This is a genomic window from Gluconobacter sp. P5E10 (assembly GCF_018812145.1).
In the GTDB taxonomy this organism is placed as follows: Bacteria; Pseudomonadota; Alphaproteobacteria; order Acetobacterales; family Acetobacteraceae; genus Gluconobacter; species Gluconobacter cerinus.
In genome coordinates, this window is sequence record NZ_JACRVZ010000002.1 from 35,514 (window position 1) to 55,735 (window position 20,222).

Below are 20,222 nucleotides of genomic sequence, written 5' to 3' on the forward strand. Positions count from 1 at the left end.
GACACGACCAGCAGGGAACACACATCATGAAACAGGTTGGACGCGATCTTCTGGGCAGCCAGCGCGACCTGTCCGTTGACGGACAGACCTATCGCTATTTCTCTCTTCCTGTCGCAGCGGAGAAGATCGGGGACATTTCCCGCCTTCCCGTCAGCCTCAAGGTTCTACTCGAAAACGTCCTGCGTTTCACGGACGGCACGAGCTACAAAGCTGAAGATGCAAAGGCCATTGCAGACTGGCTGCAGTACGCGGGTTCAACGCAGGAAGTGCCGTTCAAGCCATCCCGCATTCTGATGCAGGATTTTACAGGTGTTCCGGCTGTCGTCGATCTGGCCGCCATGCGCGATGGCATTCTGGCGCTCAACGGAGACCCGCGGAAGGTCAATCCGCTTGTGCCGGTTGATCTTGTGATCGACCATTCCGTCATGGTCGACGTGGCAGGCCGTGCAGACGCCCTTCAACAGAACGTTTCTCTGGAATTCGAGCGGAATGGCGAACGTTATGCGTTTCTCCGCTGGGGCCAGCAGGCATTCGACCAGTTCCGCGTTGTGCCGCCAGGTGCGGGCATCTGTCATCAGGTCAATCTGGAATACCTGTCCCAAGTTGTCTGGACCAGCACGATTGATGGCGTGACCTACGCCTATCCGGACACGCTGTATGGCACAGATTCCCACACCACCATGGTCAATGGACTGGGTGTTCTGGGCTGGGGCGTTGGCGGCATTGAAGCCGAAGCCGCGATGCTCGGTCAGCCAATTTCCATGCTCATTCCGGATGTCGTCGGTTTTCGTTTGGATGGCAAGCTCCCCGAAGGCACCACTGCCACAGACCTTGTCCTGACCATCACGCAGATGCTGCGCGCCAAGGGCGTTGTCGGGAAATTCGTCGAGTTCTATGGCCCTGCACTGGACCATCTGCCCGTCGCAGACCGCGCAACCATCGCCAACATGGCCCCGGAATATGGCGCAACCTGCGGCTTCTTCCCGGTCGATGCGCTGGCACTGGATTACCTGCGCCAGACCGGCCGTGACGAACACCGTATTGCGCTTGTTGAAGCCTATCTGCGGGCTCAGGGGATGTTCCGTGATGCCTCTACGCCAGAGCCAGTTTTCTCTTCCACGCTTTCGCTGGATCTCAGCACCGTCACGCCGTCTCTTGCAGGCCCGAAGCGCCCACAGGATCGCGTTGAACTCCGCTCTGCCTCCGAGGCTTTCGAGAAGGCCCTAACGGAGACGCTCGGCGTCAAACCGGAAAATACCATCGTCACCGCTCCGGTCGCTGGAACAGATTACGCGCTGGAGCATGGTTCGGTCGTTATCGCGGCCATTACATCCTGCACCAACACGTCCAATCCGGCCGTTCTGATTGCCGCAGGACTGGTTGCCCGTAAGGCACGTGCACTCGGCCTCAAGCCCAAGCCATGGGTCAAGACCTCGCTCGCGCCAGGGTCGCAGGTCGTGACCGATTATCTGGATCGTGCAGGTCTAACGGCAGATCTGGATGCGTTGGGCTTCGAAACCGTTGGGTATGGCTGCACGACCTGCATCGGAAACTCAGGCCCATTGGCCCAGCCGATAGTTGATGCCATTGAGGGACATAACCTCGTGGCAACATCCGTCCTGTCCGGCAACCGGAACTTTGAAGGGCGTATTTCACCCAACGTTCGCGCAAATTACCTTGCAAGCCCTCCACTTGTGGTTGCTTACGCCCTGCTCGGAACGATGCGTCAGGACATTACGACAGCCGTTCTGGGTCACACGCCGGACGGCAAGGCCATCTATCTGAAGGATCTCTGGCCCTCTAACCATGATGTTGCAGAACTGGTTGGGTCCGCGGTTACCCGGGATGCCTTCGTTGAGCGGTATGGTCGCATCACGGAAGGCACGCCGGAATGGCAGGCGCTTGGAACAGCCAGTGATTCAGCCACGTTCAAATGGCAGCCTGGCTCCACGTATGTACAGGATCCGCCATATTTTTCTGGCCTGACAGCTGACCCACAAACAACGAGTGACATTTCAGGCGCACGCGTTCTGGCGCTGCTTGGTGACAACATCACTACCGATCACATCTCGCCTGCCGGCTCCATCGCAACGTCCTCTCCTGCAGGCGAATACCTTCAGGAACATCAGGTCGCGGTTAAAGACTTCAACTCCTATGGGTCACGCCGCGGCAATGACCGCGTGATGGTCCGCGGCACCTTCGCCAATATCCGTATCCGCAATGAAATGGCGCCGGGTACCGAAGGTGGCATGACACGTCATCAGCCGGATGGGGAACTCATGTCCATCTATGATGCGGCCACGCGCTACGCTGACGAAGGAACACCACTTGTCGTGTTCGGCGGCAAGGAATACGGCATGGGCTCGTCCCGCGACTGGGCCGCGAAAGGTACGCGTCTCCTTGGTGTCAAAGCCGTCATCGCCGAGAGCTTTGAGCGCATTCACCGTTCAAACCTTGTGGGAATGGGTGTTCTGCCACTCACGTTCGAACCTGGAACGACGCGCAAGACACTGAATCTGGACGGGACTGAAACCATCAATATTGCGGGCATCAGTGATCTGACTCCTCGCAAAACATTGGTTATGACCATCACCCGTCGTGATGGCACACAGGAAAACGTTCCCCTCCTGTGTCGCATCGATACGGTGGACGAGGCAGATTACTATCGCCATGGCGGCATCCTGCCTTACGTCCTGCGCGGTATGGCTGCGGCCTGAACAAAAAAGGCTCTGCCCCCGACAAGGGGACAGAGCCAAAGCAGGAAAATACCGTGTCTCAGGCTGTAAGAGACAGGCCTGCGTCGTTCTGAGGGGCCAGCTTGTATGGTCCGCCAGCCTTGATCTGCAGAGCAAGAATGGCAATGCTGTTGGAAGGGCGGCTGCCAAGCGGCAGAAGGCCACGACCAGCTGTCCAGCGCATGTTACCCTTCTCCGGATTACTCCAGCCTTCCAGCGCCTCAGTCTTCAGATGAGCTGTAATCCGGTGAGTACGGCTCTCTTCAAACAGAGTGATATCACCAATCAGAACGCCGAGGTTGCGTCGGTCATCTACAAACGGGCCGATAACGTCACTCGGGCGGCTGGTTCTGGAGACAATCCGCACACTTTTGACGTTGGCAGGGATCATGAACATGACACGGTCATTGGCTTCACGGGTCTTGCGAATAACCGTGCCGGTGTCCGTCACCAGGTGAAGATCGGCATCGTCCGTAAGAGGTGCATCTTCGGAAACCGTCTCTGAGCAGACCTTGCTGGCACGCGCATCAAACTGGTGGAATAGCGGCTCCACAAACTCGCGCCTGACGTCCAGCGGCGCATTCCCGTCTTCAGCCCATGTTTTAGCACGCCCCCCCAAGGTGACGACATTGCCGCTTTGAGCAAATGAGCGACGATTTCCTGTGTCCAGATAGCTCTCTGTAAGAACGCCATTCGCGGTAATAACAGAGTGCTGCTCTGTCTCTACATGGTAATAGTCGTAAGACGTGATGCTCTTGTCGTAAAAAATGGAGCGACCGTTTACGAGCATCCGCACAGGTACGAATTTACCGTCGAAGAACAGGCAATGCTCAGCAGTGATCAGCAAATCTTCATAGGGCACACCATCTGAGATGGCATTCTTGAGAACACGGACCGGATAACCAGCTTTGTCATCAGGCAGTCCGGGGCAGACAAAGGCCTTTTTGGTTCCAACCCACACGACCGGGCGATTTACTTCAGCCTGAGCCTGCCAGTCATAAACGGTAACTTCGTCGCCAATGCAGATATCTTCAACAGCGACCTCTCCCTGTGCGGTGCGGACCATTGATCCCCGCAAAAAGCACACGACAACCAGTGTTCTCAGATAAGTTTTGCCGTTGATCGTCGAAACCGTGAAAGTCGTTCCTTCATTCGCTTCGGGAAGCTGGAATGAAGACGTTCCAGAAATTGGCTGCCCCTGACTGGTCAGCGTGTAAACTCCATTCACATACGTGTAGCCATCTGCCGAGAGGCCATTCAAAATAATTGTGTCGTTTTCCTTAATATTTGTAATATATCCGATAATGCTTGGCGTTGTTCCTGCTGCAATTTCAATTGTACCGCCGCCACCTTCATCGAACTGGATAAGTCCGACAGTTGTTGTCGCATACCCGCCAAGAACTACCGTTCCGCCGTTTCCAATAATTATTTTAGAGTTACTTGAAACCGTAACAGTGTTATCGAGAGACAGAGATGCTCCGTCGCTTACGGTAACTACAGCTGCGTCGGCAGTCGTTCCGACCTTCCAAGTAGATGCGCTTACATCAGAATTATTGTTTATAACAACAGATCCTGTAGTAGATTTACTTACATCTGCCACCGGAAGCCCCGTATAGAACGCTGCTCCCGTTATACTTCCCGAATTATCTATGGTTATTATGCCGTTCTGGGCCGTAAGAACAGCTTGATCTCCCCCATCTGGGGTGAAAATTACTGACGCTACCATTGTTTTCTCCTGCCTCTAGCCAGATGAGATCTGCAACTCACCGCGCCTGTTTTTTTGAAGCATGAGAATTTTGGCCACCACTCCCATATGGTAGTGGATGTTTGCTTTTTTTTGAATATTTTTGTCTGATGATTCCGGCTTCAAAAGAAAGAATCCATCAAATGGAAACTCATATTTTTATTACAAAAAATATCTACAAAACTATTGAAGACCGTTCTGAATGGAATGAAGCCTTAGTAAATATCGCAAAATACTGCACAGATAGCAGTTTTGGCGGCGCATCTTTAATTCCATTAGACGAAGACATGTCTGAATGGCGGTTTGGCTCCAATCAGGATCCGAAAACAGAAGAATTATATTACAATCACTGGCGAAACAAATCACCTCTGTCTGTCTATACAAGAAAAAAAATAGAGAATGATTTCCTGTATGTTGATGACAGCTTCTTATCTGACAAACAAATCGACAAAATACCGTTTTACATGGAATTTTTAAGGGAATTTGGTGTTCGAAGAATACATCATGCCATGTTCAAAACTGAAAATGGGAATAGGTTTCTACTGTCTGTACAGTCTCCAGACGGATTAACAATACAATCAAGCGCAATCATCAAGCAAAACCTGACACGAATAATTCCGCACGTTATTCAAGCAGTTGGAACCGGAATCTCCTTTAACAAGAGCAAGAATTTTCATGAAATATTTGAGAATTCCTTTAAAGAAATGCCGTTTGGAATTGCTCTGATTAATTCAGAAAATAAAATTGTATATGCGAACAACAACCTAATCCGGATGGAATCCGATGGAATTTTTATAAAAAACAACACAATACAAGTGAAGAGTTCTGATGGTAACAGTAAATTTTCTCGCCTCCTCTCCGGATCCGGCGATATTTACAATCCTATAAAAATAAAAACCGAAACAGATAAGATTTTCTTTGCGAAAGTAATAAACGTTTCATCCCAAATGGAACAAACCAGAATGGTTATTTTTTCCATTCATAGAGTCAATTCTGAAACGGAAGCTATTTTGAGCAACCTTTTCCTTACAGCGTCTCAATCAAAAATTGCCTGCCTGATCGCGAATGGGAATTCCATTAAGGACTCTTCTTTGAAAATGAATATCACCGAAGGAACTGCCCGACAGATGGTCAAAGATATTTTTGTCAGGTTAGGCGTCAATAGCCAGAGCCAACTTACGGCTTTTGTTAAGAATATCAGCTTTATAGCCTAGTTTTATTACACACCCCTGCATCAATAGTACTAAAATGATGCAGAGGCAGATTAACAGATCTTCTTATACAGCATCCACTGTCACAGCTGACGGTGCATTTTTCTTAACGGATTCAATCCCGGCATTCCGCGCACTTTCACTGCTGTACGCCTGACTGCTACCAATCACCTGCCCGTTTGAAGCCTTCAGATTGAAGAATGGCTTTCCAGACGCTGAAATCTTACGCTCATAATGGGCGTCGTCAGGGGCATGCTTCTGAACGGAAGCAATACCATTCACCGCACTGGCTTTTTGCTTGTACCCTTCACTGGCAAGAATATTCTCTCCGTTAGCTGCTTTCAGGCGGAAACGATATTCGCCAGCAGTGTCGGTATAGAGTTCAAATTTTGCACTCATGATCGAGCTCCTTTCAGAACAGCATTCATCAGCAGACCCCGCATACCAGATTCAAGAAGACCTGCTGCTCTGAGCCTGCCACAAAAAGTGCTGAAAAATCGAGTCTGCTCTCAAGCCCGACGGGCAAGTGCCAGCTTAAGACTGAACAGCAAAAAAACACTGCCGGTTAGACGGTCCATACGTCGTACGACAGTCGGGCTGGACAGAAAGCGTCCAAGGGGAATGGTCAAGGCGACCAGCAGTCCAAGCCATGCAAAAGACAGCAACGCCTGGATAGCGGTTAGCAGAAGCGAAAATTCGCGCACGTTGACATGAGGCGGAATGAACTGCGGCATAAACGTCATGTAAAAGACGCCAACCTTGGGGTTCAGCAGATTGCTCAGCAAACCGCGCCGAAAGGCCAGTCCTGCCTCTGGACGGTTCGTCGGCTGCTCAATGGCTGCTTCAGCCTCTTCTTTCGACAAGGATGATCGGGGATGTAGAAGCAGCTTGATGCCTATCCATCCCAGATAAAGCGCACCTGCCCATTTGACGGCTGTGAATGCTGTCTCTGATGCCGCCAAAAGGGCGGTCAGGCCAAAAGCCGCTCCCAGGCCCCAGACGCCAAGCCCAAGACAGATTCCCATAACGGCTGCCAGCCCGGCTTTCCAGCCAGACGTCGTGGCCGTCCGGAGGGTCATGGCGGTATCCAGGCCCGGCGTAATGGTGAAAACGGCGGCAGTCAGTGCGAAGGCAAGGAGGGGGAGCAGATAAGGATGCATGGCCTGAACCATATACATCCTTTCCGTTCCCCCCAAGGCCTCACCAATTATGCCTGCACAGGCAAGCGGATCAGGTAGTCAAAGGCAGATAGGGAGGCCTTTGCGCCCTCACCCATGGCAATGACAATCTGCTTGTACGGCACTGTCGTCGCGTCACCCGCAGCGTAGATCCCCGGCACTGATGTTGCGCAATGATCGTTGATTACGATCTCACCATACGGGCTCAGATCCAGGGTTCCCTTCAACCAGTCTGTATTTGGCAGCAGACCGATCTGAACGAATACGCCATCCGTCTTGATGTGGTGCAGGCCACCATCGGCATCGCTGTAAGTCAGGCCCGTGACTTCCTTGCCATCACCTTCGATCTTCGTGGTGAGCGCACTCATCAGAACCGTGACATTAGGCAGGCTCAGCAACTTGTCCTGCAACACCTTATCTGCCTTCAGATGCGCACCACGCTGCAAAAGCGTAACGTGTGAAACGATATTCGCGAGATCAATTGCAGCTTCTACACCGCTATTGCCACCGCCCGTCACAACAACAGGGCGCCCCTTGTAGAACGGGCCATCGCAATGTGGGCAGTAGGCCACGCCCTTGGTGCGATATTCCTCTTCACCCGGAACGCCTAGCTGCCGCCACCGTGCACCGGTTGCCAGAATGACCGTCTTGGAATGCAGGCTCGCCCCACTTTCCAGAGCGATCTCATGCAAGCCACCAATCTGAGCCGCCGGAACAAGTTTGGCAGCTTTCTGGGACGCGATGATCTGCACGTCGTACTGGCGCACATGGGCTTCAAGCGCAGCAGATAGCTGTGGGCCTTCTGTTTCCTTGACGGAAATGAAGTTCTCGATGCCAGCCGTATCCATCACCTGACCACCGAAACGGTCCGCAACGAGGCCCGTCCGCAAGCCTTTACGTGCAGCATAAATTGCTGCGGATGCACCCGCCGGGCCCGCACCCAGTACCAGAACATCAAATGGTGCAACGTCGTTCAGCTTGGCAGCCGCACGCTCAACAGACGACGCATCCAGCTTTGCCAGAATATCCGCGACTTCCATGCGGCCAGAGGCAAATGGCTGCCCATTCAGATAGACCTGCGGCACAGACCGAATGCCAAGGCGTTCGACTTCTTCCTGAAAATCCGCCCCATCAATCGCGACGTGATGGATTTTCGGGTTCAGGACGCTCATGGCGTTCAGCGCCTGCACCACATCCGGGCAGTTCTGGCAGGACTGGGAGAAATAGGTCTCGAAATGGAAATCCCCGTCCAGCGCTTTGATCTGCTCAACAAGATCAGCGTCGATCTTGGGCGGATGACCGCTCACCTGAAGCAGCGCCAGGACCAGCGAGGTAAACTCATGCCCCATCGGGAGGCCGGCGAATGTCACGGCTTCAACCGAACCGGCCCGGCGGATCAGGAAAGATGGGCGGCGGGAAGCAGTTCCGGCGTCGGAGAACGTCACCTTGTTGGACAGGCTGGCCATGTCTTCCAGCAGTCCACGCACTTCGGCGGAGCGCTCGTCGGTGCCAAGGGTAGCTTCCAGCACGACGTCACTGCGCAGATATTCCATATAGGCGCGCATCTGGGTTTTCAGGTCGTCCTGAAGCATCGTTTTCTCCAGCAATTTAAAATTGGTGAAATCTTGAAGAGCCCTGCCCCGATGAAGGGGCAGGGAATGGTGAGGCGATCCCGCCTCACCCGGCAAAATCAGATCTTGCCGACGAGGTCGAGAGAAGGCTTCAGCGTTTCGCCGCCTTCCTTCCACTTGGCCGGGCAGACTTCACCCGGATGCGTGGCGACATACTGTGCAGCCTGGATCTTCTCCAGCAGTTCGGTCGCGGAGCGGCCAACGCCACCAGCCGTGATTTCGATGTACTGAACCTTGCCTTCCGGATCGAGCAGGAACGTGCCGCGATCAGCCAGGCCAGCTTCTTCGATCAGAACACCGAAGTTGCGGGAGATCGCACCCGTCGGGTCGCCCAGCATGGTGTACTTGATCTTGCCAATAGCCGGGGACGTGTCGTGCCAAGCCTTGTGCGTGAAATGCTTGTCCGTGGAAACGGAATAGATTTCAACGCCCAGCTTGTCGAAAGCGGCCTGATTGTCAGCCAGATCTTCGAGTTCCGTCGGGCAAACGAACGTGAAGTCTGCCGGATAGAAGAAGAAGACGGACCACTTGCCACGGACGTCTGCATCCGTGACCGTCAGGAATTCGCCGTTGCGGAATGCATCGGTCGAGAACGGGGCCAGTGTGGAGTTAATGCGAACCATCAGAAGGTCTCCTGCTTTGTCGCTCGTGTTAGGTTGCGGAACCTATGTCCCACAAAATGAGAAGGTCAGGAAACAGTTCCTGTCAATATGATTGATCGGTCAAACCGAACAGAGATCAAACCCTCATCACCACTACCTATTTCATATCAGCCCCACTGACCAGTCCTTCAAGCCCACTGACGACGAAAGGCTTCCAGCTTGCCCAGATAGATTTTGCGCTGCGCCGTGCTGATCCAGGCAGCCTCAAAACTGTTTCGCGCCAGCGTCAGAAGATCGCCTTTGCTCAACGCGCCATCGCCCTGCGCCACGACAAGGCTCTCCGCCACATAATTGCTCTTCATGTAGGCGGGATCATCAGACGCGACCGTAACTTTCAGACCCTGATCCAGCATTCCGCGAATGATGTTGATGTTTTCACCATTCTCCCGCAGCCAGCCACAGGCAACCGGGCAAACAGTAAACGCTGTGCCTCGGCGTTTTGCCACAGCCACCAGATCCGGACGCTCCAGAATATTGCCGCCATGATCAATGCGGTCTGCCTGAATGTCTTCCAGCACCTGCCGGATATGTTCATGCGTATCGAGTTGGTTCAGGTCACAATGCATCGTCAGGTGGAAACCGGCTTTACGGGCGCGGGCAAACACCTCCCGGAATTTGTCAGGGGGATTGTTCTTCTCGTCAGAGTCCAACCCAATGCCGACAATATGCTGACGATAGGGAAGCGCTGCCTCCAGCGTCTTCATGGCAGACTCAGCCGTCAGTTCCCGCTCGAAGCAAAGAACAAGCTGGGAGTCGATCTTCAGATTGCGTCGGCCATCAGCCTGCGCCCGCGTGAGGCCACTCATAACCGTAGCGAACGGAATGCCACGGTCTGTATGCATCTGCGGATCGAAGAATATCTCCGCATACAGCACATTCTGAGAGGCTGCTTTGGTCAGATAGGCATATGTGAGGTCATAGAAATCCTGCTCCTTGAGCAGAACGGTTTTGCCCTCATAGAAAATCTTCAGAAAGCTCTGAAGGTCGTGGAAGTTATAACTGGCCCGCATGTCTTCAACCGTGCTGTACGGCAGGGAGACCCCATTGCGCTGGGCCAGACGGAACTTCATTTCCGGCTCAAGCGTGCCTTCAATATGCACATGCATTTCGGCCTTTGGCATTGCATAGATGAAGCGGGTCATATCATCGCCCGCTCCGTCTGAAGCTGCCACAGCCGATGCACGCCCGGTCAAAGCGATACTGGCTGAAAACAGCATTGTATTTGCCAGAAAGAACCTGCGCCCGAACGTCATCCTGTTTTCCTTTAGCGTTTACGCGGCATCCCCCTGCCCACGACTTTCGCAGGGAGAATGTTGCGCATCCGCTCCGATAACAAGGAGAGAAAACAGGATAGACCGCACGTTAATTTAGATCAGGCCGTCAGACCGCCATCTACCGGGAGGGAAGCGCCGGTAATGTAGGAGGCAGCAGGGCTTGCAAGGAAGCCTACGAAATCCGCAATATCAGCAACCTTGCCGTAGGAGTTCGTCGCGGTGAAACTGCTGATCAGGGCCGCACCTTCGCCGTCAGCCGGGTTCAGATCCGTATCAATCGGACCTGGCTCGACCACATTAACGGTAACCCCCTTTGTCCCAACATCACGCGCTACGCCGCGGGCAAAGCCTTCCAGAGCCGCCTTGGTAGCGGAGTAAAGAGAAATACCCGGGAAAGGTGCGCGGGCACCAAAAGCAGAGCCGATGTAAATCAGGCGGCCACCCTGCCCCAGATGTTTCACAGCTTCCATCGTCTCGATCATAACGGCACGAACATTCAGGTTCAGCACCTGATCGATCTGCTCAACAGTCATCTGATCGATCGGCCCATAAGGATAAATGCCGGCGTTACAGACGAGTGCATCCAGCCGACCAAATGTTTCCACGGCCTTCGTGACAACAGCGCGGTTACCTTCCGCTGTTCCGCCATTGGCCTTGATCGCAACAGCCTTGCGGCCCTTGGCTTCAATCTTGCTGACGATATCCGCAGCAGCCTTTTCGTTGCTGGCATAAGAGATCGCAACGTCATATCCGTCTGTGGCGAGACGAAGGGCGATTGCGGCCCCGATACCACGGGAACCACCGGTCACGAGAGCAGCGCGCTGTGTCATGGAGTCTTCTATCCTTGCTGTGGAAATTCTTTGAAACCTTATACGCTTCGTCAGCAGATGTGTCTTGCCAAGGCCGATGACGCTTTCATGCAAATATAGGAAAAACCGCACTTCCATATTTTGGTGTTCGGTATTATCTATAATTCATGAGTTACGTTCCCCTTTCCGGCCTGTCCCTGCGGGACATCGAATATGTCGTGGCAGTGGATGACCTGCGCAATTTCTCTCGTGCGGCAGAACGCTGTGGTGTGAGCCAGGCGGGCCTTTCAGAGCAGGTCCGCAAGCTGGAGCAGCTTCTCGACGTTACGCTGTTCGAGCGTTCGCGCAGGCACGTCGCCCCCACACCTGATGGAGAGCGCCTGATTGCGCTTGGCCGTGAAGTTTTAACGGCAGCCCGGAATCTTCTGGAAGTCGCACGGACGCGCACCAGTCCGCTGGATGGCATTCTGCGCCTGGGCGTCATCCCGACGCTTGGCCCGTATTACATCCCCGGCACGCTCCCCCATTTGCGGCAGTCCTATCCGAACCTGAATCTGCGCCTGACAGAAGGAACGACGGATACGCTGGTCCAGTCTCTGCGAAACAACGAACTCGATCTGGCTCTGATGGCGCTGCCTGCTCCGTCGGAGGCACTGGAAGCACTTCCTCTTTTCGAAGAGGCTTTTCTGGGGGTTTTTCCAGTCACGCATGAACTGGCTGGCAAGAACAGGATCTCGCTGAAACAACTGGGGCGACCTGATCTTCTGTTGCTGGAAGACGGCCATTGTCTTCGCGATCAGGCGTTGTCCATCTGTCCCACCATTCCCAGACAGCGCGAAACCAGACTGGCCACAAGCCTGGAGATGCTCTGGCACATGATTGGTGCGGGCGAAGGCTTCTCGCTCATTCCCCGGCTTGCTCTGCGCAACCGGATGGATTTTGAGAACCTCATTACCGTTCGCCCCCTTTCCGAACCCGAAGCAAGTCGGACAATCGGCCTCGTGTGGCGCGCCTCAGATCCACGTGCCAGCACATTCCGGGAACTCGGCATCTTTCTACGGCAGGCCACCCCCGAAGGATGCAAAATGTATCCGGCATGAACCCCGTGAACATCAGGGCGTTTTTGTAAGATATCGCTTTTCCGAAGGCTCTGTCCGGGGAAGCCAAACACTGCTGTAGGCCTGCGCCACAAATATGGCTGAGAAAGTCGCAATGCGTATTCAGATAAGACGCGCCGCGTGAAGAACGCTCTGATTGGTACATTCCTGCGGTTACCGGGTGCACCAGAAACATCAGGCCCTCTTCCAGGCATCCGGATTGATGACCCGGCACTCGCTGCCGTTCTGGATTTCGATATTCCGCTTCTGCTGCTCCACGAGGGAACAACGCTGGGCGACAGCCCGGTCTGGGATCAGGACCGCAACAGGCTCATCTGGTCAGATGTCATCTCACGCAGAGTGATGGCATGGCACCCGGACGGCCATGTCCACACCATTATTGATCCCACGTGGTTCATCAACGGCAATGCCCTCCTCCCGGATGGCACGCTGGTGCATTGCGAACAGGGACGTCGCTGCATCAGTCTTTCACAGGACGGTCAGGAAACCCTGCCCCTCATCACGCACTACCAGGGCGGCCGCCTTAACGCCCCAAATGCCATTATCACTGGCCCCAATCATACCCTCTGGTTCACTGACCCAATCTTCGGCATCCACTCTGCGAGAGAAGGGTATATCGCGGCACCAGAACTTCCCCATCGCAGCGTGTATAGATACGATCGAAAAACTGGCGATCTGACGCGCATGGCTGATCTGGACCAGCCCGATGCTCTGGCGTTTTCGCCAGACAGGAAAACCCTATACGTAACGGACACATCCAGAAAAATTGGCGGTCACGGCTGCCACATCCATGCATTTGATGTCGGCCGCCATGGAAAGCTAACGGGGAAACGCCCCTTGTACAGCACAGAAAACGGCGTACCTGATGGCTTGGCCGTAGACCATCGCGGATGGGTATGGACCACCGCAGATAATGGGATTTACGTGCTCGACGCCTCGGGCTGCACGCTTGGGTTCATCCCTCTTCCGTGGTCACCAACGAACTGTACATTTGGTGGCCCGGAGAGTAGGCGCCTCTTCATTACCTGCCGCGAAAAACTGGTGGCTCTGGACCTCAGGGACTGAATCCAGAGCACCGTTCTTTAGTTGGACGTATCGCAGGCTTTCTTGCTTCCCGGAAAATCGGAGCAGCCAGCCTTACTGACGCCCCACTGATAATCCTTCTCGTCACTTGCCATGCCGTTCGGCTGAACCTGCGTCAAAACAGCAGACAGATCCGAGACGTGTCCGGCGGTATACGTCAGCTCAACGTAGCCGTTATAGGCTCCGGGCGTTTTGTTCGCGCTCTCGAAATAGGTGGGCTTATGGTCCTTGCCTGGAACACCCAGAATAGACGTCACCTGTGCAGGCGTGGCTTTCTCAAGACTTTTCAGCAAATCTTCCGTGAAGCTCCGACACGTCACTTCCGGTCGCTCGTCTTCACCCGGAAGAGCAGCCCAGCATCCTGCCTGTCCCGGGAATCCCTTGGCGGCAAATGCATTCCCGGACACACCCATGACGGCACCCGTCACGATTAGTAGACCCATCACCCGCTTTAAAGTCACCATTTTACCGCACTCCTGCCGATCCATTTTCAGTCTGCCAAAATCTCTCAGCAGGCATACACTCAACTGGTAGCTTTCGGGTAAAGCCGATTGACCACCTTCTCCATCGTCAGTCCCTGCACGATGATTGTAAAGACCACCACCCCATAGCAAACCGGCAGTAGCGTCTCCCTCAGTTCCCCCGGGGGCAACCCCAGGGCCAATGCCACGGAAATCCCGCCCCGAAGCCCCCCCCAGGTCAAAACACCGAGAGCTCTACCACGCTCACCTTTTTTCAGGTGAACCGGCATTGTGGACAGGAACACACTCAGTCCTCGAACAATTACGGACAATGGAATGATGATGAGTGTCGCTACAAGGTTGGGCAAATGTGGGGTAATTTCGAGAAGCTCAAATCCAATCAGCAGAAACAGCAATGCGTTCAGGATTTCGTCGATAAGCCCCCAGAACGTGGTGAGCTCCTGGCGGGAATGCTCTGGAATCGCACGCTTGCCTGTATCAGTCGCCAGCCACATCCCTGCCACAACCACGGCAATCGGGCCGGACATGTGCAAAGAACTGGCAAGGCTGTAAGTGCCCGTTGCCAAGGCCAGCGAAGCCAGCAGATCAATCTGCATGTCCTGCACGCCCCGAATGATCTTCAGGGCGACCCAGCCCAGCACACCTCCCAGCACGCCACCACCGACCGCTTCCACGAGAAAACGAACGATAAAGTCCGTCATTGCAACGCTATGGACCTCGCCGGTCGCAAGACCGATGACGGTCCCGTACATCACAATGCCTACGCCATCGTTAAACAGGCTTTCTCCTGCAAAAGTGGCCTGAAGAGCTTCTGGCAAACCCAACCGACGCAACATTCCCACGACGGAAACCGGATCCGTCGGCGCGAGAATAGCCCCCAGAACGACACACCAGCTGAAGGGAACATTCATACCCAGCAGCGGAAAGACCAACCATGCTGCGCCTGCCAGCAGCCCCACGGCCAATACCGTTCCCAAGATAGCCAGTGCAGCCACAGCCTTTCCGCGGGAGAGCAGCAGTCCGAGATTAACCTGCATGGCCCCAGCGAAAAGAAGGAAGGACAGAGCCCCTTCCAGAAGCGTTTCTGGAAGATTGACCTGCCCAAGGAGGGTCCGGGGAATGTGCTGAAGGTCGTAGCCTGGCACCAGAGGATTGATCAGCATGATCAGCATCGAAATGACCATGGAAATCAGGAGAATACCGATGGTCAGGGGAAGCTTGAAAAGGCGCTCGTTCAAAACCCCGAAACACGTCGCTCCCAGCATCAGCAAGGCAAAAAGACCCAGCGAGTTCATCCGTTCTTCTCCTCCTGACAGTGCATCATGCACTGACCTTCCGTCGCCAGCCATCAATTCCGTTACGACGCATTTTTATACGGTCCGTCAGAAACAGAAGCTTCTGTAACAGGCAGAGTTTCCTGCGAAAGATTTCAACATACTGCGGTTCAGGACTTTGATGTGCCGTTATTTCGAAGATGCGGCAAACGGTTTGCCAGGAAGCCCGTCACCGCTGCTTCCTCAGCCGATAATCCATGCTCCGGCATATCCAGAACATCCTGCGCGCGCTTCTGAAACGCGGCCCTCAAAGTCCCGTCCAGATGCCCATCCACCACACAGGGATTAATATAGCTCTTCCGACAGACCGCAGGCGTATTTCCAAGCCGGGCAGCCACGGACTTCACGGCTTCCACAACCTGCTTTTTGGCTTTCGCTTTCGTATCGTAGCCGCTGAAGGCACAGAGCGTGACGGCAGCCAGTTGCGTGGCAGCCCAAGTGCGAAAGTCTTTGGCCGTAATGTCTTCACCAGTGATGGTCTGAAGGTAGTCGTTCACATCCTGTGAGTGCACATCGTGGCGTTCACCGTTTTCATCCAGATACTGGAAGAGACGTTGCCCCGGCAGATCTTCGAGGCGTGACACAAGCCGCGCCAGTCGAGCGTCAGACAAATCCAGATGCTGCTCAATTCCATGTTTGGCCCGGAAATCAAGCGTGACGTGCTTTCCGGTCACATCAACATGCCGGTGCCGCAGCGTTGTCAGGCCATAACTACGGTTTTCACGCGCGTACCGGTCATTTCCGATCCGGGCCATTGTCCGTTCCATAATGAAGACAATCGCGGCCAGAACGCGGTCCCGGTCCAGCTTCTTGCGCGCCAGATCCTTTGCCACCTGCGCTCTCAAGGCAGGAAGATGCTCACTGAAGACAAGCATTCGACCGAACTTGGCGACGTCCCGGGTTTCCCGCCATTTGGGATGATAGCGATACTGCAACCGCCCCCGCGCATCGGTGCCGACGGCTTGCAGATGACCATCGGGATCAGCACAAATCCAGACATCGCGATAAGCCGGAGGAATTCCCAGGCGTTTCAGGCGCCCAATAACGTCCTGATCCGTGATGCGCTCTCCGGAAGAATCGTAATAGGCGAAGCCTTTGCCGGCTCGTCTGCGGGTAATTCCTGGTTCCGTCCTGTCCACATAATGCAAACCCGCGCGCCGGGCCTGTTTCTGCTCAGGTGAAAGTCTTGCTGTCACGGTTTCGCGGTTCCCTGTCCGTCCAACTGTAACAGCGTGCTGCTGGAACCGGAGTTTCGTCAGATCTGCTTACGCTTCCTGATACTTCCTGACATGACACCTGCTTTTCCACAGGTGACTTACAAGGAGGACATTACGGGTAGGGAATACAGATGTGAAACGACTGTTGTTGGGATGCAGTATGCTCTTGCTCGCAAGCTGCGCATCGCATGCACCATCCGATATGTCAGAAACTGCTGACAGCAACGACGGCCCACCATTCAGTCAGACGGGCAGCGGGCCTGGTGGAGGCCGTGGTGGTGGCGGTAGCAGCATCTGGTCTGATGTGTTTCGCACCGCCTTACAAACTGGAATGGGCTTCGTTCACCACTGAACGAAGCCAGACCCTTATTTGTCTTCGTAACTCAGTCGCCACTCAGCAGGCTCTGCATCCGCAAGGCTGTACCATTCCTTCATGAGCGGATGGTGCAACATGCTCTGAACCCAAGCTTTCACAACGGGGTCAACATTAAGTTGATACGTGTGAATCCGGATAGCGACGGGCGCATACATGCAGTCAGCCACCGTCAGGACGTCCCCGAACAGATACGGCGTGGCCGTGCCGGAGCGCAGAAGTGCCCCCTTCAGCGTCTCGCTTAACAGAGCAACATCCTTGGCCAGGTCTTCGCTAATTTCTGACAAAGGTGCTGGAACACGTTCCACATCCATCGGACAATTCTGCCGGATTGGGCGGAAACCGGCGTGCATCTGGGCGCTGACGCTGCGGGCATGACCACGCACCACACGGTCCTGCGGCCAAAGAGACGGCTTATGCTCGGCGCAGTATTCGCAGATGGCCAGACTTTCCCAGACATGCGCGCCATCATGCTGCAAATACGGCACCAGCTTATTGGGCGACAGTGCGTGGATTTCCGTAGTCTTGCCACCGCCCTTGAGAGCAATGACCTTCTCTTCCACATCCAGCTTCGCCAGCTTGACGGCCAGCCAGCCACGCAAAGACCAGGACGAATACCGCCGCGACCCGATCAGAAGTGTCCCTGCCATTCTTACTCTCCAGCCAGAATAAACCCGCCACCCAGAACGCGGCTTCCATCATACAGAACACAGGCCTGCCCTGGCGCCGGCATGGCTGGCTCCAGCAGTTCGACTAGCGCGCCACCATTCTCAAGAGGCTTCACCACCGCATCCCGGAGCTTCTCCCGGGCACGGATCTGCACGCCACAGGAGACACCTTCCGGCGGAGCATCAATCAGCCAGTTCATGTCCCGCAGACGGATCGCCTTGCGCGTCTCAACTTCGGTCGCCTGAACGCGAGGTCCAACAACAATCCGGCGCTTTGGCACATCAATCCGCGTTACCATCTGGCGTTCGCCAACGGCCGTATGGATGTCTCCCAGCCGCTTGCTCTGCCCAACCGTATAGCGCGCAACGCCTTCATGATGCCCAAGGACCTTGCCCTGTTCATCCACGATCTCGCCTTCACCCCGAATTTCGGGACGAAGCTTCTCTACGATATCAACGTAAGACCCGCTTGGGACGAAGCAGATATCCTGACTGTCCGGCTTGGCCGCGATTTCCAGTCCAAGCTCCTGTGCCAGTTCACGCACATGCGCCTTGTCCGGCATCTCGCCAAGCGGGAAGCGCAGGTAATCAAGCTGGTCTTTCGTCGTCGCGAACAGGAACCAGGTCTGGTCCCGCTCTGCATCAACGGGGCGATGCATTTCAGCACCACACGGACCTTCAACACGCCGGACATAATGCCCGGTCGCCATCGCTTCACAGCCCAGATCGCGGGCCATGCCCAGAAGATCCGTGAACTTCACGCCCTGATTGCAGGCCACGCACGGCACGGGGGTTTCCCCGCGCGCATACGCATCTGCGAAGTTCTCAATCACGCTGTCACGAAAGCGACTTTCCGCATCAATGACGTAATGCGGAAAATCCAGCTTATCCGCCACGGCGCGGGCATCCATGATGTCCCGCCCGGCACAGCAGGCGCCCGGCTTGGACGCCTGACCGTGATCGTAAAGCTGGAGGGTCGCACCGATCACCTCGTGGCCCTGCCTTTTGAGCAGCGCGGCCACTACGGAGCTGTCCACGCCTCCCGACATGGCAACGAGGATACGCATGGTCTTCAGCCCGCCTTTGGAAGCTGAACGGTCAGACCGTCCAGATCTTCGGTCATGACAATCTGGCAGCCCAGACGGGATGTCTGCTCAAGGCCGAAGGCCAGATCCAGCATGTCTTCTTCATCGTCGGTCGGCTCGGACAGCTTGCCAGCCCATTCCGGGTCCACCACGACATGGCACGTCGCACAGGCCAGGGAGCCTTCGCAGGCGCCTTCGAGGTCAATGTCATGCTTGTGAGCGATTTCCAGCACCGACAGGCCGACAGGCGCGTCAACTTCACGGCGGGAACCGTCACGTTCGATAAAGGTCATCTTGGGCATGGGCTGTCCGTCTTGTTTCAGTCTCTTGAAGGTTGGCAGGTACGGACAGCATCGATCAGAAGAGCCGCCGCACGGTCAATACCGGGCTTGGAGGTAGAGCGTCCGACCGACAGGCGCAAGCACCGCGATGCTTTCTCTGCAGAAAGTCCCATCGCCGTCAGCACATAAGAGGGGGTAATTTCTGCGGCCGAACAGGCTGACCCTGTAGACATGGCAACTTCCGGGACCCGTTCAAGGATGTCCGTCGCCCGCACGCCTTCCGGTAGACAGAAATTCAGCGCACCCGGCAGGCGCGAGACTTCACGTCCATTCAGTTCACATCCTGGAAGTGCCGTTTCAATCTGGCGCCACAGATCATTCCGTAGGGCGGAAATCTGCAAAATATCCACATCCAATCTTTGTTTCGCCAGCTCCGCAGCTTTCCCGAACCCCAGGACAAGAGGGGTAGGCAACGTGCCTGAACGAAAGGCCCGTTCCTGCCCTCCCCCGGAAAAGAGCGGCTGTAGTCGCACACGGGGACGACGCCGCACATACAGGGCACCGATCCCCTTGGGGCCATACATCTTGTGCGCGGAAAAAGACGCTAGATCGATACCATCCAGCGAAACAGGCAACTTCCCGGCCATCTGCGCCATGTCAGTGTGAAACAACGCCCCAGCCTCACGGGCGATTCGTGACAGGAGTGGAATGTCCTGCAGGATGCCCGTCTCATTATTCGCCGTCATGATGCTGACAAGCAGTGTCGGCACCGACAGTGCCTCCCGCAGAGCCTCGGGATCAACACGCCCTTGCCCGTCCACTCCCAAGATAAGAGGGTCAAAGCCTTCAGTCTCCAGATCCCGAACGGATTCCAGAACGCATTTATGCTCAGTGGCAACGGTAACAACGCGACGACGCTCATTGCCCATGCGCTTCAGGTGGCGAGCGGCTCCCTTGATGGCAAGATTGTTGGCTTCCGTGGCTCCAGACGTAAAAACGAGCTCCCGGGCTTCAGCGCCGATCAGGTCAGCGATAGTCTGGCGGGCTGCATCGACAGCCTGCGCCGCTTTCTGGCCCGGGCCATGAACACTATGTGGATTACCAAAATCCTCCGCGAACCAGGGCAGCATTGCTTCCACAACCTCAGGGGCGCAGGGCGTTGTGGAAAAATAGTCCAGATAAATCACGCTATACCTTCCACTGACCAACACAGATCGTTACGGTTCCAGATATAGATGGGCTTTTCAGCCTCGAAGCCTGTTTCAGGCAGAGAATGCCTCATGGACCTGATCCCCCTGGCAGCACTCTGTTTGCCATCGCCTTCGGTATTCTACTCC

Annotated in this window: 19 protein-coding genes; 5 read left to right on the plus strand and 14 right to left on the minus strand. The window is 55.1% G+C overall.

What is annotated here, in order from left to right; all coding sequences use genetic code 11:
* The first annotated feature begins 26 nt into the window (after positions 1-26).
* Positions 27-2,717: an aconitate hydratase AcnA gene (acnA, locus tag KP707_RS04195; RefSeq protein WP_215751622.1), complete on the plus strand. Its 2,691-nt coding sequence runs from the start codon at positions 27-29 to the stop codon at positions 2,715-2,717.
* Positions 2,718-2,775: 58 nt separating this feature from the next.
* On the opposite strand, the gene KP707_RS04200 is transcribed toward acnA, so the two are convergent.
* Complete coding sequence (locus KP707_RS04200) at positions 2,776-4,461, minus strand: Hint domain-containing protein (RefSeq protein ID WP_211502272.1); 1,686 nt, start codon at positions 4,459-4,461, stop codon at positions 2,776-2,778.
* A 128-nt stretch (positions 4,462-4,589) separates the two neighbouring features.
* Between KP707_RS04200 and KP707_RS04205 the strand changes: the two genes are divergently transcribed.
* Positions 4,590-5,693 (plus strand): LuxR family transcriptional regulator, encoded by a 1,104-nt coding sequence (locus KP707_RS04205; RefSeq protein WP_249202786.1) that lies wholly within the window; start codon positions 4,590-4,592, stop codon positions 5,691-5,693.
* A 63-nt stretch (positions 5,694-5,756) separates the two neighbouring features.
* Here the strand turns inward: KP707_RS04205 and KP707_RS04210 are convergent, their stop codons facing one another.
* From KP707_RS04210 to KP707_RS04235, 6 genes are all read right to left on the minus strand, one after another.
* Complete coding sequence (locus KP707_RS04210) at positions 5,757-6,089, minus strand: YegP family protein (RefSeq protein WP_064274707.1); 333 nt, start codon at positions 6,087-6,089, stop codon at positions 5,757-5,759.
* A 110-nt stretch (positions 6,090-6,199) separates the two neighbouring features.
* Entirely contained in the window at positions 6,200-6,862 is a 663-nt protein-coding gene (locus KP707_RS04215) for a LysE family translocator (protein WP_233126093.1), read from the minus strand.
* A gap of 35 nt (positions 6,863-6,897) precedes the next feature.
* Entirely contained in the window at positions 6,898-8,460 is a 1,563-nt protein-coding gene (gene ahpF / locus KP707_RS04220; protein ID WP_064274705.1) for an alkyl hydroperoxide reductase subunit F, read from the minus strand.
* Between the two features lie 98 nt (positions 8,461-8,558).
* Positions 8,559-9,122 carry an alkyl hydroperoxide reductase subunit C gene (gene ahpC, locus KP707_RS04225; protein WP_211502273.1) on the minus strand — a complete coding sequence of 188 codons (564 nt, stop codon included), beginning with the start codon at positions 9,120-9,122 and terminating at the stop codon, positions 8,559-8,561.
* Between the two features lie 167 nt (positions 9,123-9,289).
* Complete coding sequence (gene add / locus KP707_RS04230) at positions 9,290-10,414, minus strand: adenosine deaminase (protein WP_211506652.1); 1,125 nt, start codon at positions 10,412-10,414, stop codon at positions 9,290-9,292.
* Between the two features lie 119 nt (positions 10,415-10,533).
* A complete protein-coding gene (locus tag KP707_RS04235; RefSeq protein WP_211502275.1) occupies positions 10,534-11,265 on the minus strand; it encodes an SDR family oxidoreductase in 732 nt (243 codons plus the stop codon).
* Positions 11,266-11,411: 146 nt separating this feature from the next.
* Between KP707_RS04235 and KP707_RS04240 the strand changes: the two genes are divergently transcribed.
* Both KP707_RS04240 and KP707_RS04245 read left to right on the plus strand, forming a co-directional pair.
* Positions 11,412-12,344 carry a hydrogen peroxide-inducible genes activator gene (locus tag KP707_RS04240; RefSeq protein WP_086633398.1) on the plus strand — a complete coding sequence of 311 codons (933 nt, stop codon included), beginning with the start codon at positions 11,412-11,414 and terminating at the stop codon, positions 12,342-12,344.
* 138 nt (positions 12,345-12,482) lie between these two features.
* Positions 12,483-13,427 carry an SMP-30/gluconolactonase/LRE family protein gene (locus KP707_RS04245; protein WP_211502276.1) on the plus strand — a complete coding sequence of 315 codons (945 nt, stop codon included), beginning with the start codon at positions 12,483-12,485 and terminating at the stop codon, positions 13,425-13,427.
* A 17-nt stretch (positions 13,428-13,444) separates the two neighbouring features.
* Here the strand turns inward: KP707_RS04245 and KP707_RS04250 are convergent, their stop codons facing one another.
* The 3 genes from KP707_RS04250 to KP707_RS04260 all read right to left on the minus strand — a co-directional run bounded on the left by KP707_RS04250 (position 13,445) and on the right by KP707_RS04260 (position 16,457).
* Positions 13,445-13,909 (minus strand): hypothetical protein, encoded by a 465-nt coding sequence (locus KP707_RS04250; RefSeq protein ID WP_232309178.1) that lies wholly within the window; start codon positions 13,907-13,909, stop codon positions 13,445-13,447.
* Between the two features lie 59 nt (positions 13,910-13,968).
* Positions 13,969-15,222, minus strand: coding sequence for a sodium:proton antiporter (locus KP707_RS04255; protein WP_046900764.1), 1,254 nt, complete (start codon positions 15,220-15,222; stop codon positions 13,969-13,971).
* A gap of 149 nt (positions 15,223-15,371) precedes the next feature.
* Positions 15,372-16,457, minus strand: a complete 1,086-nt coding sequence (locus tag KP707_RS04260) for a DNA topoisomerase IB (protein WP_211502277.1) — start codon at positions 16,455-16,457, stop codon at positions 15,372-15,374.
* Between the two features lie 154 nt (positions 16,458-16,611).
* On the opposite strand from KP707_RS04260, the gene KP707_RS04265 reads away from it, so the two are divergent.
* Positions 16,612-16,830 (plus strand): hypothetical protein, encoded by a 219-nt coding sequence (locus tag KP707_RS04265; protein WP_215751645.1) that lies wholly within the window; start codon positions 16,612-16,614, stop codon positions 16,828-16,830.
* Positions 16,831-16,844: 14 nt separating this feature from the next.
* Here KP707_RS04265 and KP707_RS04270 read toward each other — a convergent pair whose 3' ends face one another.
* From KP707_RS04270 to KP707_RS04285, 4 genes are read right to left on the minus strand one after another with little or no spacing between them, the layout of a single operon-like run.
* Positions 16,845-17,501, minus strand: a complete 657-nt coding sequence (locus KP707_RS04270) for a glutathione S-transferase family protein (RefSeq protein WP_211502278.1) — start codon at positions 17,499-17,501, stop codon at positions 16,845-16,847.
* Positions 17,502-17,503: 2 nt separating this feature from the next.
* A complete protein-coding gene (gene mnmA / locus KP707_RS04275) occupies positions 17,504-18,586 on the minus strand; it encodes a tRNA 2-thiouridine(34) synthase MnmA (RefSeq protein ID WP_211502279.1) in 1,083 nt (360 codons plus the stop codon).
* A 5-nt stretch (positions 18,587-18,591) separates the two neighbouring features.
* On the minus strand, positions 18,592-18,906 hold the full coding sequence (locus KP707_RS04280) for a ferredoxin family 2Fe-2S iron-sulfur cluster binding protein (RefSeq protein ID WP_046900759.1): 315 nt from the start codon (positions 18,904-18,906) through the stop codon (positions 18,592-18,594).
* A gap of 17 nt (positions 18,907-18,923) precedes the next feature.
* Positions 18,924-20,072 (minus strand): cysteine desulfurase family protein, encoded by a 1,149-nt coding sequence (locus tag KP707_RS04285; protein ID WP_211502280.1) that lies wholly within the window; start codon positions 20,070-20,072, stop codon positions 18,924-18,926.
* Positions 20,073-20,222 lie beyond the last annotated feature (150 nt).

Excerpts from the sequence above, each read along its gene's own strand:
- ahpC (WP_211502273.1), bottom strand. The coding sequence starts at position 9,122 with ATGGTTCGCATTAACTCCACACTGGCCCCGTTCTCGACCGATGCATTC.
- KP707_RS04250 (WP_232309178.1), bottom strand. The coding sequence starts at position 13,909 with ATGGTGACTTTAAAGCGGGTGATGGGTCTACTAATCGTGACGGGTGCC.
- KP707_RS04205 (WP_249202786.1), top strand. The coding sequence starts at position 4,590 with ATGATTCCGGCTTCAAAAGAAAGAATCCATCAAATGGAAACTCATATT.
- KP707_RS04240 (WP_086633398.1), top strand. The coding sequence starts at position 11,412 with ATGAGTTACGTTCCCCTTTCCGGCCTGTCCCTGCGGGACATCGAATAT.
- KP707_RS04215 (WP_233126093.1), bottom strand. The coding sequence starts at position 6,862 with ATGGTTCAGGCCATGCATCCTTATCTGCTCCCCCTCCTTGCCTTCGCA.
- KP707_RS04210 (WP_064274707.1), bottom strand. The coding sequence starts at position 6,089 with ATGAGTGCAAAATTTGAACTCTATACCGACACTGCTGGCGAATATCGT.
- mnmA (WP_211502279.1), bottom strand. The coding sequence starts at position 18,586 with ATGCGTATCCTCGTTGCCATGTCGGGAGGCGTGGACAGCTCCGTAGTG.
- KP707_RS04280 (WP_046900759.1), bottom strand. The coding sequence starts at position 18,906 with ATGCCCAAGATGACCTTTATCGAACGTGACGGTTCCCGCCGTGAAGTT.
- acnA (WP_215751622.1), top strand. The coding sequence starts at position 27 with ATGAAACAGGTTGGACGCGATCTTCTGGGCAGCCAGCGCGACCTGTCC.
- KP707_RS04270 (WP_211502278.1), bottom strand. The coding sequence starts at position 17,501 with ATGGCAGGGACACTTCTGATCGGGTCGCGGCGGTATTCGTCCTGGTCT.
- ahpF (WP_064274705.1), bottom strand. The coding sequence starts at position 8,460 with ATGCTTCAGGACGACCTGAAAACCCAGATGCGCGCCTATATGGAATAT.
- add (WP_211506652.1), bottom strand. The coding sequence starts at position 10,414 with ATGACGTTCGGGCGCAGGTTCTTTCTGGCAAATACAATGCTGTTTTCA.
- KP707_RS04200 (WP_211502272.1), bottom strand. The coding sequence starts at position 4,461 with ATGGTAGCGTCAGTAATTTTCACCCCAGATGGGGGAGATCAAGCTGTT.
- KP707_RS04255 (WP_046900764.1), bottom strand. The coding sequence starts at position 15,222 with ATGAACTCGCTGGGTCTTTTTGCCTTGCTGATGCTGGGAGCGACGTGT.
- KP707_RS04235 (WP_211502275.1), bottom strand. The coding sequence starts at position 11,265 with ATGACACAGCGCGCTGCTCTCGTGACCGGTGGTTCCCGTGGTATCGGG.